Genomic DNA, 14,405 nt, shown 5'->3' with positions numbered 1-14,405 from the left:
CATGTTTCCGTTCAGCGGATTGATTAAGATGGGGCTGACACGAAACCGTTTAAGGAGGTCCGTATGCGGAAGGTTGTCTTTATCCTAGGGATCCTGTGCGGCCTGGTCTGGGCCCAACCAAAAGCCCTTATCGCCGAGGGACGGTTCCAGGAGGCCTACGCGCAGGCCCTCGAAGCGAACACGGCCAAGAGCCTGGCCCTCGCCGCGCAGGCCGCGAGCTTCCAGGCGATCTACCTCGCGGAGAACGACGCCGAGCGCGAGATGTGGTTCAGCCGCGCCGAGCAGGCGGCGCGGCGTGCGATCGAGCTCGACCCGAACTACGCGGAGGGGTACTTCGAGCTGGGCCGGGCCCTGGGGCGGCTCGCGCAGTACCGCGGGATCCTGCAAAGCCTCTTCCTGGCGAGCGAGGTGCGGAACGTCCTCAACAAAACCCTGGAGCTCGACCCCCAGCACGCCGGGGCGCGCACCGCGCTGGCGTTGTGGAACCTGGAGCTCGCGCAGCGCGGCGTGGGGTTCTTGTACGGTGCGCGGATGGACCGGGTCATTCCCCTCTTCGAGGAGGCGATCGCCCTCGAGCCCGAGGTGATCATCCACCGGGTGGAGTACGCCGAAGCCCTCTCGCGCATGAATCGCACCGAGCAGGCACGCGCCCAGCTGGAGGCGGCCCTTTCGCTGCCCGCCCAAAGCGCGCGGGACCGGTTCGACCAGGAGCGGGCCCGGCGGATGCTCGCCGAGCTCGAGTAACGGTGGCTTGCCCCCCCTTTCCCTGCTATAATGGCTAGCCGTGGCCCGTAGCGGCCCAATCCCAAAGGGAAAGGAGGTGAACATGCCGCAGTACGACGTGAACATCATCCTCAACCCCAACCTCGAGCCGAACCAGCTTCAGTTCGAGAAGGACATGATCCAGCAGGCCCTCGAGCGGTTCGGCGCCGAGGTGAAGGGCGTGGAGGAGTGGGGCAACCGCCGGCTGGCGTACCCCATCCAGAAGGACACCCAGGGGTACTACCTCTTCTACACCGTGGAGCTCGAGCCGGCCAAGGCGAAACCCCTGGAGAACGAACTGCGCGTCCGCGATAACGTGCGCCGGGTCCTCATCGTGCGTGATCGTCCGGAGTGGCGGACCAAGAAGGCGTAGAATGGTCCCATGGCGAAAGGCTTGAACCGCGTCTATCTAATTGGAAGCGTGACCCAAACCCCTGAGCTCCGCTACACCCCCGGGGGGCTTGCGGTCCTCGAGGTGACCGTGGCCGGCAACGACCAGATCGTGGACGAGGCCGGCACGCCCCGGGAGCTCGCCTGGTACCACCGCGTCAAGATGTTCGGGCGGTACGCGGAGCTTTTCGCGGACCAGCTCGCGGCGGGCACGCCGGTGTTCGTGGAGGGGCGGCTCGACTACCGCAGCTGGGAGGCCGAGGGCGGTCGTCGCAGCGCGCTGGACGTGCGCGTGGACCGGATCGAACCCCTGAACCCCGAGGGCAAGGGCGCGGACCTGACCGTGACCGACGCCCGGGGGCAGGAGCGGCTGCGTGCGGGGTTGAACCAGGTCACGCTGATCGGCAACCTCACGCGCGACCCCGAGCTGCGCTACACGCCGCAAGGCACCGCGGTCACCCGCATGGGCCTCGCGGTGAACGAACGGTTCTCCACGCGCGCGGGGGAGCAGGAGAAGACGCACTTCGTCGAGGTTCAAGCCTGGAGGGACCTGGCCGAGTGGGCCGCCAGCCTCAAGAAAGGCGACGGCGTGCTCGTGATCGGCCGCCTGGTCAACGACTCCTGGACCACGCAGACGGGAGAACGGCGCTTCATCACGCGGGTGGAAGCGCAGCGGCTGGAACGCCTCACCCGTGGCCCCGGAGGTGGCGGGACCGGTTCCCAGATGGCCCAGACGGGTGGGGTGGACATTGACGAAGGCCTAGAGGATTTCCCGCCGGAGGAGGATTTGCCGTTTTGAGCACGAAACGAGCCTCGCGTCCAAGAAGGTTCCGCAAACCCAAGGTTTGCCAGTTCTGCACGGGTGAACTCGAGATCACCGACTACCGGAACCGGGAGATGTTGATGCGGTTCTTGTCCGAGACGGGCAAGATTCTGCCGCGCCGCCGTACGGGCGTGTGCGCGAAACACCAGCGCCGCCTCGCCCAGATGATCAAGCGCGCCCGCATCCTGGCGATCGTTCCGTTCACCGAGAAGCTGGTGCGCAAATAGGAGGCAGCGGGATGAAGGCGATGAAGGTAATCCTGCTCGAGCCCCTGGAGAACCTGGGCGACGTGGGGCAGGTGGTGCGGGTCCGCCCCGGGTACGCCCGCAACTACCTGTTCCCCCGCGGGTACGCGGTCCCCGCGACGGAATCGAACCTGAAGGCCCTCGAGGCCAAGATCCGGGCGCAGGCCAAGCGCGCCGCGGAGCGGAAGGCCGAGGCCGAACGCCTGAAGGAGATCCTGGAGGACCTGACGCTCGTGATCCGGGTGCGGGCGGGCGAGACCAAGATCTACGGTTCGGTCACCGGCCGCGACATCGCCGAGGCCTTGAAGGCCCAGCACGGGATCGAGATCGACCCGAAGCGGCTGGACCTCACCCGACCCATCAAGGAGCTGGGCGAGTACGCGATCGCGTACAAGCCGCACCCTGAGGTGCCCATGACCCTCAAGGTGGTGGTGGAGGCGCTGGAGGAAGAGGCCTAACCCGACCGCTAGGACCCCAGGGCTTGGGACGCTGGAGGGGATAGACTGGTCCTGGGCCCTGGGTTACTCTTCTCCCGCGGCGGTACAGCGGGCGTAGGGGACGGCGCGTATGGAGGGACGGGTACCCCCCCACAACCTGGAGGCCGAGACCAGCGTGCTCGGCGCGGTGCTGCTCGATAACGAGATCCTCAACCGCCTCGAGGGCGTGATCACCGCGAACTCCTTCTATAAGGAGGCCCACCGCAAGATCTGGACGGCCATCGAGGCCCTCGCCGCGCGCAACGAACCGGTGGACCTGGTCACGCTCACCGAGGAGCTCCGCAGCCGGGGGGAGCTCGAGGCGGTGGGCGGCGTCACTTACCTGGTGGGGCTCTCGGAGAGCACGCCGACCGCGGCGTACGCGGAGCACTACGCCCGCATCGTGGCGGAGAAGGCCACCCTGCGCCGTTTGATCGCCGCGGCGGGCGAGGTGATGCGCCTGGCCTACGACGAGGCCGGCAGCCTGGACGAGATCCTAGACGCGGCAGGGAAGAAGATCCTCGAGGTCTCGGTGCAGGGGCCGCAGCACGAGTTCCAGACGATGAAGGAGCTCGTGCACGAGACCTTTGAGCACATCAACCTGCTCTACGAGCACCAGGGCTTGCCGAGCGGGGTTGCGACGGGGTTTCGCGACCTGGACGAGATGATCGGGGGGTTGACCCCGGGCTCCCTCAACATCATCGCGGCGCGCCCCTCGATGGGAAAGACCGCGTTCGCGCTGACCATCGCGCAGAACGTCGCGCTCCGAGGGGAGCAGCCGGTCGCGATCTTCTCGCTGGAGATGCCCGCGATCCAGCTCGTGACGCGCATGCTGTGCAGCGAGGCGCGCATCGACATGAACCGCTTGCGCCAAGGGCAGCTCTCCGACCGGGATTTCGCGCGGCTCGTGGACGTCGCGGGCCGCCTGGCGGAAGCCCCGATCTATATCGACGACACGCCGGACATGACCCTGATGGAGCTCCGGGCCCGCGCGCGCCGGCTCATGAGCCAGCACAAGCTAGGCCTGATCGTGATCGACTACCTGCAGCTCATGTCCGGCGGGCAGACAGGCCGGAACGGGGAGAACCGCCAGCAGGAGATCGCGGCGATCTCCCGGGGGCTTAAGGGGCTCGCGCGTGAGTTGAACGTGCCGGTCATCGCGCTCAGCCAGCTCTCCCGCGCGGTCGAGCAGCGCCCCAACAAACGCCCCATGCTCTCGGACCTCCGGGAGTCCGGCTCGATCGAGCAGGACGCAGACCTGGTGGTCTTCATCTACCGGGACGACTACTACAACCCCCACTCGGAGAAGGCGGGGATCGCGGAGATCATCATCGGGAAGCAGCGCAACGGCCCCACAGGCACGGTGGAGCTGCAGTTCCACGCGGCGCACGTGCGCTTTAACGACCTGGCCAAGGACGAGATCTGAACACGCTTCCTGAGTTTAGCCTTATGTAGATAGGGGGTACCGGTATATAATGGGGGCGCTATGAATACGACCGACCTAGGCCCCGAAGTCGTCGAAAGCATCCTCAAGCGCCTCCGCCGCATCGAAGGCCAGGTCCGCGGCCTGCAAAAAATGGTCCAGGAAGGGCGGCCTTGCGACGAGGTCCTCACCCAGATGACCGCGACCAAGAAAGCCATGGAGTCCGCAGCGAACGTGATCCTCAAGGAGTTCCTCGTGCTCTGCGCCGCCGAGGTCGCCGAGGGCAACGCCGCCAAACCGGACGAGATCGCTACCGTCCTCAAGAAGTTCGTCTAGCCGCCCCTTGGTAAACTAGAGGCGTGCGCATCGAGTTGCCCCGGCACACGGAACGCTTCGGTTCCGTCAAGATCCACGAGGTCCAAAAGGTTTTGGAGCTCGACTCCGGGCACACCCGAGACACGCACGAGTACGTCGCGGTCAAAAAGCTCGAGGAAGACACCCTACGGCAGGTCCTCGAGCGCATGGCCATCGTCATCCCCACCCGCAACGAGAAGCTCAAGCTCTTCGAAGGCGTTCTCTCCGGCGTGCCGCACGACTGCCTGATCATCGTGGCCTCCAACAGCACGCCGGACCGCTTCAAGATGGAGCGGGATACCCTGGAGGAGTTCTGCCACTTCACCCGCCGCCGCGCCCTGATCTTCCACCAGAAAGACCCCCTCCTGGCCGAGGCGGCGCGCGCCTCCGGGTACGCCGACCTCTTGGACGAGGACGGGCTCGTGCGCAGCGGCAAGGCCGAGGGCATGATCCTCGCCATGCTCTTCGCGCGCCTCGCGGGCCGGGAGTACGTGGGGTTCATCGACGCGGACAACTACTTCCCCGGCGCGGTCTGGGAGTACGTGCGCTGCTACGCCGCGGGGTTCGCCCTGGCCCAGACCCCCTACGCCATGGTGCGGATCCTCTGGCGGTACAAACCCAAACCCAACGAGGAGGAAGGGCTCTTCTTCCGCAAATGGGGCCGGGTCTCCGAGAAAACCAACCGGGCCATGAACTCCCTCCTCTCGATGCACACCGGGTTCGAGACCGACGTGATCAAGACGGCCTGCGCCGGCGAGCACGCCATGACCTGGACGCTCGCCCGGCTCCTCCCCTACGCCTCCGGGTACGCGATCGAGCCCCAGGAGCTCGTCTCGATCTTCGAGCGGTTCGGCGGCCTCCACCCCATCGACCCGCCCGAGGTGGCGGAGCACGGGGTGGAGGTCTTCCAGATCGAGACCCGCAACCCGCACCTACACGAAGAAAAAGGGAATGCGCACATCGCGGCCATGCTGCGGGCCTGCACCGGCACGGTCTACCACTCCGCCCTCGCCGAGGAGGTGACCCGCACCCTGATCCTCGAGGACCTCGAGCGGCACAAGGCCCTGGAGGAAGGGCAGACGGCCCCGCCCGCCCCGCGTCTGATCGCCCCCCCCATGACGGCGGACCTCGACGCCTTCGCCGAGGCCCTGCGCCCGCACCGCGCCCGCTTCAGCGTCCCCCAACCATGACCCCCCACCTCGTCGTCTTTACCGACCTGGACGGCACGCTGCTCGACCCCACCACCTACCGCGCGGACGCGGCCCGCCCCGCGCTCGCCGCGCTCCAAGCCCGCGGCATCCCGGTCGTCTTCTGCTCCGCCAAGACCCGCGCGGAGCTCGAAGTGCACCGCCAGGCCCTCGGCGTCACCGACCCCTTCATCGCCGAAAACGGCGGGGCGATCTTCATCCCTGAGGGGTACTTCCCCTTCCCCCTCGAAGGCGCCGCGGCCCGGGACGGGTACCAGGTCCTGGAGCTGGGCCTCCCTTACCCCGAGATCCGCCGCCGCCTCAAAGCGATCGAGGCTCGGCTCGGCCTGCCCGTTCGGGGGTTCGGGGACCTCACCCCCCAGGAGGTCGCGGCGCGCACCGGCCTGAGCCTCGAGGCTGCCCGGCGCGCTCAAGCCCGCGAGTACGACGAAACCCTCGTGCTCGAGGGCAGCCCGGACGAGGTCCGGCGAATCCTCGAGGCCATCCAGGCCGCGGGACTGCGCTGGACGCACGGGGGGCGCTTTTACCACGCGACGGGCCCCAGCGACAAGGGCCGCGCGGTCCGCATCCTCACCGCCCTCTTCCGCAAAGCGTTCGGCCCGGTGTACACCGTAGCCCTCGGGGACGGCCCGAACGACCGCCCGATGCTCGAGGCGGTCGACCGCCCCATCCTGGTTGAGAAACCCACGGGCGGCTGGGAAGCGATGCCGCTCGCGGGCCTCCAGCGGGTGCGGGGGGTGGGTCCTGTGGGGTGGCGGCGCGCGATCGAGGCCCTCCTCGACGCAAACGCGCCACGGTAGACTAACAGGGATGCGGTTCGTGGTGATCAGCGGAATGTCCGGGGCCGGCAAGACCACCGCCCGGTTCGCGCTGGAGGACCTGGGGTACTTCGCGGTGGACAACCTCCCCCCGCCCCTCTGGCCCGCCCTTGTCGAGACCCTCGAGGCCCAAGGGCTAAAGCGGGCCGCCGCGGTGGTGGACATCCGCGCCGAAGCCTTCCTGCCCGACCTCGAGGCCGCCCTCGCCACGCTGCGCCAGGCCGGGGTGCGGGTACAGGTGGTGTACCTCGAGGCGAGCTCCGAGGTTCTGCTCAAGCGCTACAACCTCACGCGACGGGTCCACCCCTTGGGCACGGGCAACCTCCTCGCGGAGATCGCCCAGGAACGCCGCGCCCTCGCGCCCGTACGGGCGTTGGCCGACGTGGTCGTGGACACCAGCCAGAAAACCCCGCGTGACCTTAAGGCCTTCCTCAGCACCTACCTGGGCGAAGCGGAAGCCTTCGTGCTGCGCTTGGTCTCCTTCGGCTTCAAGTGGGGTCCCCCGCGGGAGGCCGACCTGGTCCTGGACGTCCGGGCCTTGCCCAACCCGCACTACGCCCCCAAGCTCAAGCCCCGCACCGGCGCGGACCCCGAGGTGGCCGCGTACATCTTCCGGCCGGAGTTCGAGGCGTACTACCGCGCCCTCCTCACCACCACCGGCCTGGCCGCCGACGCCGCGCGCCAGGCCGGGCGAGGCCTCTACACCGTCGCGATCGGTTGTACCGGGGGCCGGCACCGCAGCGTCGCGACCGCCATTCGGCTCGGGGAGGACCTCGCCAGCCGGTTCACGCTCGAGGTGGAGCACCGCGATGTGGACAAGGAATAAACGCCCTTCCCTGCCCAGTACCCGGTGGCTGCTTCCGGGCATGCGCGTCAAGCGCTACGCCTTCGTCGCCTTTCTCGGCATGCTCCTCATGTTCTTGGGGGTGGCGCAGCTCTCCTGGCAGGGTCCCGTACTGGACTGGATGATCGAGCTCGCCCGCTGGGCCGTCCTCTTGAACCTCCCCCTTTGGGCCTCGGGCCTCCTCCTCTTCACCCTGGGGTTTGGGGTGTTCGTGATCGGTATCCGCACGATGAACCGCAGCATGCTCTCCGCCCTCACCGACCCCGACCAGGTGCCCGAGGTGGTGTACGTCCGCCGCAAGCTCGAGGCCGGCCCGCACATCGTCGCGCTCGGCGGGGGCACGGGGCTCAGCCGCGTGCTGAAGGGCTTGAAGCAGCACACCACGCACCTCACCGCAGTGGTCGCCGTGACCGATGACGGTGGCTCGACCGGGCGGCTCCGCCGCTCGTTCGGCGTGCCCGCGGTAGGGGACCTGGTGGACTGCCTGGCCGCCCTCTCCGACGCCGAGCGGCTCCCCACCCTGATGCAGTACCGCTTCCGCCGCGGCGGTGAGCTCGCGGGGCATACCTTCGGGAACCTGTTCCTCGTGAGCCTCTACGAGCTCACCGGGGACTTTGCCGAAGCCCTCCGGGAGGCCAACCGCGCCCTTGCCCTGCGCGGCGCGGTCTACCCCTCCACCCCCGAGCCGGCCCGGCTCGTGGCGGAGTTCATGGACGGCCGCGTCGAGACCGGCGAGACCCGGCTGAGAGAGGTGGGCCGGCCGGTACGGCGGGTGGGCCTCGAGCCGGCGGAGGTGCCGGCCATGCCCGAGGTGGTGGCAGCCCTACGCCAAGCGCGCCTGATCGTGCTGGGGCCGGGCAGCCTCTACACCAGCGTGATCCCCAGCTTCCTCACCCCCGAAGTCAGCCGCACGGTTCGGGAGGCCAAAGGCCGCCTGGTGTACCTGGTGAACATCATGACCGAGTGCGGCGAGACGGACGGGATGGACGCCTACGCGCACTACAAGGCGGTCGCCGAGCACCTGGGCCGCCGCCCGGACGTGGTGCTGGTCAACACCGCCCCGATCCCCGATCCCGTGCTCGCCCGGTACCGCGCCGAAGGCCAGGAGCCCGTGGCGTTCGACCCCCGTCCCTTCGAGGCCGATGGGGTGCGGGTCATCGCGGGCGACTTCCTGGAGGCCGGCCCCCTCGCGCAGCACGACCCCGAGAAGGTGGTGCGCGCCTTGATAGGATTAGCGCGATGATCTGGCTGCTCCTCGCTCTAGCCCTCCTCGACCCCGCCGGCGACGACCGCGGCCCGGGGTACGCCTACCCCACCGCGCCCGTGTACCAGGAGGTGGGGTTCGCGGACCTCACGGGGTTCGAGGTCACGGTCCAGGACGCGAACCTCGTGCTCTCCGTGCGGCTCGATCGGTACCCGAACCCCGCGGAGGCGCCGCTTGGCTTCTCGCTGCCCGTGATCGCCATCTACGTGGATACCGGCCCCGGAGGGGAGGAGGTCCTGCCCGGCGCGGGCCTCCGCACCCCCAAGGGCCAGGGGTGGGAGCGCGCCTACCTCCTCACCGGCTGGGGCGCCGAAGCCCGCGCGCCGGGCGTCCTGCCCCGCCCCGTGCGCGCCGAACGGGACGGGGAATGGATCCGCATCCACACCGACCTCCCCCCCGGCCCGTACGGGTACTACGTCGCGGTCGGCCTGTACGACCCGTTCGAGCCCTGGGGGTTCCGCGCGGTGCGTCCTGGCGGCGGCCCCTGGCGGCTGGAGGGCCCCGAGGCGGCGCCGCGTGCGGTGGACGTGCTCGCTCGGAACCAAGCGGCGGTGTACGCGAGCGGCGTCCTCCCCCCCGCCCGGGCCGGGCTGCGCTTCTCCTTGTGGCGGGGGGCCGCCCTCGGGCTTTGGGCCCTGGGGGGTCTCGCGCTCTTCCTCGCCTTCCGGCGCTCCCGCCGCCCTCACGAACCTCAGGAGGGTGTCGGGAATCGTCAGTAATGTATGAAGCGGCTCGCCGGGTTCGTGCTTCTGTTGGGCGTAGCCTTCGCCCAGGTGCCCGCGGCGTGGCTGGGCCTCGAGGTCCAGGCCGCTCCCGACGGCACCCTTACCTTTAGCAACGGCACGCAGCGCTTCACGTACGTCCCGGGGGTGGGGTGGGCCCCGCCCCTCCCCCCGGCCCTGCCCCCCCCAAAAGGCCCGGATCACCGCCTGGACGAGAGGGTGATCCGCGCGGCGGGTCTCGTCGCCCCTCAAACCCCCAGCGCCCACCTGCGCTACGCCCTGCGGGAGGACCGGTTGCGGCTCGTCCTGGACCTGGCGGTGTACTGGGAAGGCCCCCGCACAGACGGCCCTTCGAACGGCCAGTACCGCTTCGACCTCCCCTACTTCATCCCCAACCCCCCGGACCTCGAGGGGCTGCGCCTCGAGTACCGCCCGGACGGCGTCACGCTTTACTTCACCGCGCCTAAAGACCGCCTCTACCGCTGGCGCGCCTTTCCCCTTGCGGCCCCGCCCCGGTACGTGCTGGACCTGTACTTCCTCGAGCCGCCCCCACCCCCTAAACCCCTCGCTCCGGGGATCCGTTACCGCGAGGTGTACTACTGGTCCCCCGCCCCCCTCAAGCTCCGCCTTGTCGAGGCCGCTCCGGGAAGCTGGCGGCTGCTCCCGGTGGGCCAGCCCGGGGAGCGCCGGCCCCTCCACGAGTTCGCCCCGGACGCGCTCGCCCTCCTCAACGGCGGGTATTTCGACCCTCCCTCCGGCACCCCCATCGGGCTCTGGGTCGCGGACGGGGTACCGCTCGGCTACCCGTTCGGCCGCAGCGCCCTCCTCTGGAACGACGGGGCGTTGTTCGCCGGCGTCCCCAAGTTCCAGGCCTTCGTCGTGGGGCCCGACGGAAAGGCGCACCCCACCGGCGTGAACCGCTGGCCCGCCCGGCTCACCGCGTACACCCTGCCCGGCCCCGCGGGGCGCGCCGGGGAGCGCGTCGCCCTCGTGAAGAACGACCGGGTGGTGGGGTTGCACGACGCGCCGTACCCGCTGCCGGCTGGGCACTGGGCCCTTGCCTTCCCGCCGGACGCCGAGCCCTGGCGGCGCCTTCGCCCCGGCGACCCCCTCAAGCTCTACGGCCGCCTCGAGCCGCCCGTACGGTACGCCCTCGAGGCCGGACCACTCCTCGTGCAGGCCGGGCGGCTCGCGTACACGCCAGAGGCCGAGGGGTTCCGGCCGGGCGCGCCGCAGGTCGCAAAAGTCACCTACCAGGCCGGAGTGGCCTGGAGGCGGGACGGCACGCTGTGGCTGGTGGTGTCGGACCCCACGACGCCCCGGGTGTTCGCCCAGGCGTTGCTCGAGCTTGGCGCGTGGAGCGCGATCCGCATGGACGCGGGGGGGTCGGCGCAACTGTACGTTCAGGGCCGTCTGGTCTTTCCCGAGAAGGCGCGGCCGGTGGTGAACGGCCTCGCCCTCTACCCCAAGTGACCCCTCCTCCTCGAGCGCCCGCCTCGAATATAGTGGGGTTCATGAGCATCAAGCCCGACTCGTGGATCCGCAAGATGGCGTTGGAGCACGGCATGATCGAGCCGTTCGAGGAACGCCTGGTGCGCGAAGGCGTGGTGAGTTACGGCCTCTCCTCCTTCGGGTACGACCTCCGCGCCGCGCCCGAGTGGAAAATCTTCACCAACGTCTGGGGGCCCGTGCTCGACCCCAAGCGCTTCGACCCCAAGAGCTTCGTGGAGCACGAGGGGGACGAGGTCATCATCCCGCCGAACTCCTTCGTCCTCACCCGCTCCATCGAGTACATCCGCATGCCCGAGAACGTCATCGGCATCGCCGTGGGCAAGAGCACGTACGCCCGCGTCGGGCTGGTCGCGAACGTCACCCCCCTCGAGCCCGGCTGGGAGGGGCACGTGACCCTCGAAATCTCCAACACCACCCCCCTGCCCGCCAAGGTCTACGCCGGGGAGGGCATCGTGCAGATTCTGTTCTTCGAGGGGGAGCGCCCAGAGGTCACCTACCGGGACCGCAAGGGCAAGTACCAGGGCCAGACCGGCGTGACCCTCCCCCGGATCTAGGGTCAGCTACTGACGGCTAAAGCCGTCAGCTTGCCGGGAGGTGAAGATGCTTAAGGCGATGCCCCAGCACCAGGGCCAGCTGACCGTGGCCCGGGCCCGCGGAGCCCGCTCCTTGGGCCAACGCCCTCCGGGCGATGTTCACGCTCGCCACCCAGTCCGCGTTGTGCTGGAACCCGCAAGCCTCGCAGCGGAAAAGGGCTTGGCTTCGGCGGTTTACCTTGGAAACGTGACCGCAGCGCGGGCATTCCCGGCTGGTGTGCCTGGGGTCCACGTAGACCACTCGCACCCCCTTAAGCCGGGCCTTGTACTCAAGGAGGAAGCGAAGTCTCCCGTAGGGCCAGAGGTTGTGCAGGTGACGCCCCTTCCTCCCTCGCTTGGAGGTCCTCCCCCTGAGCCCCGTGAGGTGCTCCAGGGCGAGGATGTCGCCGGGTTCCAGCAGGTCTACGATGCGCCGGGTGAGGGCGTGCAGGGCGCTATTTACGAAGCGGGCCTCCCGACCGGAAAGCCGTGCCCAAAGGCGCTTCAGGCCCCTGGTGCGTTCGGAAGGGCGGTCCAGTTTACTCCGGACCTCGGCCCGCTTCTGGAGGTAGCGCAGCCTCACGCTCTTCAGGCGCCCGCCCGAAAACCGGTGCCCCGCGGAGAGGGTGGCGAGGGCCTTCTGCCCCAGGTCCACGCCCACCACCCGGCCCCCTCCGCCAGGAGGCTCGGGGGTTTCCACCCGCAGGGTGAGGTGGATGTACCACTTCCCCTTGGGGCCCTTCGTAAGGACGCCCCCCTGGACGCTCTTGGCTTTGCGCAGGAGGTGGCGCTGGTAGTTGCCGAGCTTAAGGGGGATGCGAAGCCGGCCTTTGACCGTGGTCAGGGAGACGGTCTCGTCAGCCATGCGCAGGGACAGGGTGCGCTGGTCGTAGGCCACGGAGGTGGGCTGGTAGAACTTGGCCCGGCTGCCCTTTTTCCTGCCGACCCGGGCGATGGCCTGCACGGCGAGGTTCGCGCTGAGCCCCATCGCCCGGAGGTCCTTGTAGACCAGGTGGTGGAGTCGGAAACGGCGGAACTCCCCTCGCTCCTTGGCCACCCTCAGGGCGTAATTGCACCCCTCCATGAAGAGCTGGACTGTGGCCTCCAGGGCCTCGGCCTGTTCAAGGGCGGGCTTCAGGGTGCAACGCACCGTGAGGGTCTGCACGAAACCACTATAGCGTATCATGCAAAAGGAGGTGAGGGCGCATTCCTCCGTCGGCTAAAGCCGACGGTCTCCTGCGCCCGTTTTCTATGAAGGCCCGGCTTGTGTGGCTCGCCCTGGCCCTGGTGGCCTGCAAAGGAGACGATATGCAACCCTTGGAGTACCTGTCCCCGGAGCCCGTGCGCGCCTTTACGGCGCCCGAAGCGGTGATCGACCGGACGCGGTGGGACTACTACGCGGAGCTCGAGACCACCCAAGGCACGGTGCGGATCGACCTCCTGGAGGACGCCGCTCCGAACACGGTGAACTCGTTCGTCTTCCTCGCGCTCCACCGGTACTTCGAAGGGGTCGTGTGGCACCGGGTAATCCCGGGGTTCGTGGCGCAGACGGGGGACCCGACCGGGACCGGGACGGGCGGTCCGGGGTACAGTTTTGGCTTGGAGATCGCGCCGGACTTGGCCTTCGACCGAGCGGGCGTGGTAGGCATGGCGCGCACCGCGGATCCGAACTCGAACGGCAGCCAGTTCTTCATCACCTACGGCCCCGCCCCTCACCTCACGGGGCAGTACACGATCTTCGGCCGGGTCGTGGAGGGCATGGAGGTCCTCGAGCGGCTCCAGCCCACGGACCGCACGCCGCGCGCGCGGTGGGACCGGATCCTCACGGTCCGCATCCTGACCCGCCCCAAGGTTCCCTAACCCGAAAGCCCCCGCCGCGTGGCGGGGGCGCTTCAACGGTTGGCACACGCCCCCCGCAGCCTTTAACCGCGAAGCCCGGGGCGCGTGCCGGGGGGAGTTACGCACCCAAACGACCGTACTTGCCAAGGGCGGTGGACATAAGCGAGGCGAGGTCGAGGAGGTCCACCTCACCGTCGGCAATACCCAGGAAAAACCCCAGCACGCCCAAGAATGCGAACAACCAAATGGACCGAGCGAATAACCCTTGCATGCTCATCCCCCTTTGGCCAGGTACCTCCAGCGTAGCACGCCTCCACCCCTTGAATTCGGTGTGGAGGAACACTTACGGCCGCGGGGGATCGATGGGGGCCTCGAGGCCCGCGGCCTCCAGGAGCGCCTTCATCATGGCGAGGTTCCGGAGGGCGTGGCCGTTCGTGGTGTTGTTGAAGATGAGCCAAGCCTCGCGTATCGTTTCTTGCTGTTCGGTGAGGGCGCGGACCCAGGGGGCGAGCTCGTCCGGGGTGTAGAGGTAGTCATGCCGCTCGGCCTGGGTCTTCCCCTCCCACCACGTGCGGGTGTTGCGCCCGTGAAACCGAAGGTACGCCGCCTCCGCGGTCACGTAAAGCACGGGCTTGGGCAGGCCTTTTAAGGGCGGGTAGTCGTTCGCCACCCAGATGAGGCCGCGTTCCCGGAACGCGGCCCGTACCGCTTCTCGGTCCCAGGAGGCGTGCCGGAACTCCACCGCGAGCCGGTACCCCTCGAAGCGTTCCACCAGGTCCAGGAGGTACCGCCGGTTCTCCGGAGTGCGGTGGAAGGCGTACGGGAACTGGGCGAGAAACGGCCCCAGCACGCCCGCTTCGGCGAGGGGGCGAACGGACTCAAACAAGCGCCGGTACGTTTCGTCGGTCGCGGTGCGTTCGTGCGTCATGGAGCGGTGGAGCTTCACCGCGAAGCGCACGCGCCCCTCGCTGCGGCGCAGCATGCCCTCGAAGGCCTTCACGCCGGGGATCGCGTAGAAGCTCGCGTTCAACTCGACCGCGTTGAAGTGCCGCGCGTAGATCGAGAGGTACGCCGCGGGTTTCGTGCCGGGCGGGTACAACGGCCCGATCCAGTCGTCGTTCGCGTATCCGCCGGTGCCCAGGTATACTTCCAC

The 14,405-nt window shown here is 68.7% G+C and carries 18 protein-coding genes; 15 read left to right on the top strand and 3 right to left on the bottom strand.

Annotation, left to right across the window (positions count from 1 at the left end):
* The first annotated feature begins 63 nt into the window (after positions 1-63).
* The 14 genes from MARKY_RS00470 (at position 64) to dcd (ending at position 11,395) form a co-directional block, all read left to right on the top strand.
* Positions 64-744, top strand: a complete 681-nt coding sequence (locus MARKY_RS00470; protein WP_013702907.1) for a tetratricopeptide repeat protein — start codon at positions 64-66, stop codon at positions 742-744.
* 82 nt (positions 745-826) lie between these two features.
* Entirely contained in the window at positions 827-1,135 is a 309-nt protein-coding gene (gene rpsF, locus MARKY_RS00465) for a 30S ribosomal protein S6 (protein ID WP_013702906.1), read from the top strand.
* Between the two features lie 9 nt (positions 1,136-1,144).
* Positions 1,145-1,951, top strand: a complete 807-nt coding sequence (locus MARKY_RS00460; RefSeq protein WP_013702905.1) for a single-stranded DNA-binding protein — start codon at positions 1,145-1,147, stop codon at positions 1,949-1,951.
* Positions 1,948-2,202, top strand: a complete 255-nt coding sequence (gene rpsR / locus MARKY_RS00455) for a 30S ribosomal protein S18 (protein ID WP_013702904.1) — start codon at positions 1,948-1,950, stop codon at positions 2,200-2,202. The genes MARKY_RS00460 and rpsR overlap by 4 nt, the downstream gene beginning before the upstream one ends.
* Before the next feature lie 20 nt (positions 2,203-2,222).
* Positions 2,223-2,678, top strand: a complete 456-nt coding sequence (gene rplI, locus MARKY_RS00450) for a 50S ribosomal protein L9 (RefSeq protein WP_041658120.1) — start codon at positions 2,223-2,225, stop codon at positions 2,676-2,678.
* A gap of 109 nt (positions 2,679-2,787) precedes the next feature.
* Positions 2,788-4,122 carry a replicative DNA helicase gene (gene dnaB, locus MARKY_RS00445; protein WP_013702902.1) on the top strand — a complete coding sequence of 445 codons (1,335 nt, stop codon included), beginning with the start codon at positions 2,788-2,790 and terminating at the stop codon, positions 4,120-4,122.
* Between the two features lie 60 nt (positions 4,123-4,182).
* Complete coding sequence (locus tag MARKY_RS00440) at positions 4,183-4,455, top strand: metal-sensitive transcriptional regulator (protein WP_013702901.1); 273 nt, start codon at positions 4,183-4,185, stop codon at positions 4,453-4,455.
* 23 nt (positions 4,456-4,478) lie between these two features.
* The gene (gene mpgS / locus MARKY_RS00435) at positions 4,479-5,663 is read left to right on the top strand and encodes a mannosyl-3-phosphoglycerate synthase (protein ID WP_013702900.1); all 1,185 of its coding nucleotides are present in this window, start codon (positions 4,479-4,481) and stop codon (positions 5,661-5,663) included.
* Entirely contained in the window at positions 5,660-6,481 is an 822-nt protein-coding gene (gene mpgP, locus MARKY_RS00430) for a mannosyl-3-phosphoglycerate phosphatase (RefSeq protein WP_013702899.1), read from the top strand. The genes mpgS and mpgP overlap by 4 nt, the downstream gene beginning before the upstream one ends.
* A gap of 10 nt (positions 6,482-6,491) precedes the next feature.
* A complete protein-coding gene (gene rapZ, locus MARKY_RS00425) occupies positions 6,492-7,325 on the top strand; it encodes an RNase adapter RapZ (RefSeq protein ID WP_013702898.1) in 834 nt (277 codons plus the stop codon).
* 40 nt (positions 7,326-7,365) lie between these two features.
* Positions 7,366-8,586 (top strand): gluconeogenesis factor YvcK family protein, encoded by a 1,221-nt coding sequence (locus MARKY_RS00420; protein ID WP_013702897.1) that lies wholly within the window; start codon positions 7,366-7,368, stop codon positions 8,584-8,586.
* The gene (locus tag MARKY_RS00415; protein ID WP_013702896.1) at positions 8,583-9,326 is read left to right on the top strand and encodes a glucodextranase DOMON-like domain-containing protein; all 744 of its coding nucleotides are present in this window, start codon (positions 8,583-8,585) and stop codon (positions 9,324-9,326) included. The genes MARKY_RS00420 and MARKY_RS00415 overlap by 4 nt, the downstream gene beginning before the upstream one ends.
* Positions 9,327-9,329: 3 nt before the next feature.
* On the top strand, positions 9,330-10,802 hold the full coding sequence (locus MARKY_RS00410; RefSeq protein ID WP_013702895.1) for a phosphodiester glycosidase family protein: 1,473 nt from the start codon (positions 9,330-9,332) through the stop codon (positions 10,800-10,802).
* A 41-nt stretch (positions 10,803-10,843) separates the two neighbouring features.
* Positions 10,844-11,395, top strand: a complete 552-nt coding sequence (gene dcd / locus MARKY_RS00405; protein WP_013702894.1) for a dCTP deaminase — start codon at positions 10,844-10,846, stop codon at positions 11,393-11,395.
* Between the two features lie 25 nt (positions 11,396-11,420).
* On the opposite strand, the gene MARKY_RS00400 is transcribed toward dcd, so the two are convergent.
* Positions 11,421-12,599 carry an RNA-guided endonuclease InsQ/TnpB family protein gene (locus tag MARKY_RS00400; protein ID WP_013702893.1) on the bottom strand — a complete coding sequence of 393 codons (1,179 nt, stop codon included), beginning with the start codon at positions 12,597-12,599 and terminating at the stop codon, positions 11,421-11,423.
* Between the two features lie 65 nt (positions 12,600-12,664).
* Here MARKY_RS00400 and MARKY_RS00395 point away from each other — a divergent pair, with 65 nt between their 5' ends.
* Positions 12,665-13,273, top strand: a complete 609-nt coding sequence (locus MARKY_RS00395) for a peptidylprolyl isomerase (protein WP_013702892.1) — start codon at positions 12,665-12,667, stop codon at positions 13,271-13,273.
* 97 nt (positions 13,274-13,370) lie between these two features.
* Here MARKY_RS00395 and MARKY_RS11845 read toward each other — a convergent pair whose 3' ends face one another.
* Complete coding sequence (locus MARKY_RS11845) at positions 13,371-13,523, bottom strand: hypothetical protein (protein WP_013702891.1); 153 nt, start codon at positions 13,521-13,523, stop codon at positions 13,371-13,373.
* 72 nt (positions 13,524-13,595) lie between these two features.
* Positions 13,596-14,405 carry a DUF72 domain-containing protein gene (locus MARKY_RS00390; protein WP_013702890.1) on the bottom strand — a complete coding sequence of 270 codons (810 nt, stop codon included), beginning with the start codon at positions 14,403-14,405 and terminating at the stop codon, positions 13,596-13,598.

Source organism: Marinithermus hydrothermalis DSM 14884, from assembly GCF_000195335.1.
Lineage (GTDB): Bacteria > Deinococcota > Deinococci > Deinococcales > Marinithermaceae > Marinithermus > Marinithermus hydrothermalis.
The sequence above is the reverse complement of the archived record's forward strand: the minus strand, read 5'-3'. Positions and strand labels throughout refer to the sequence as shown.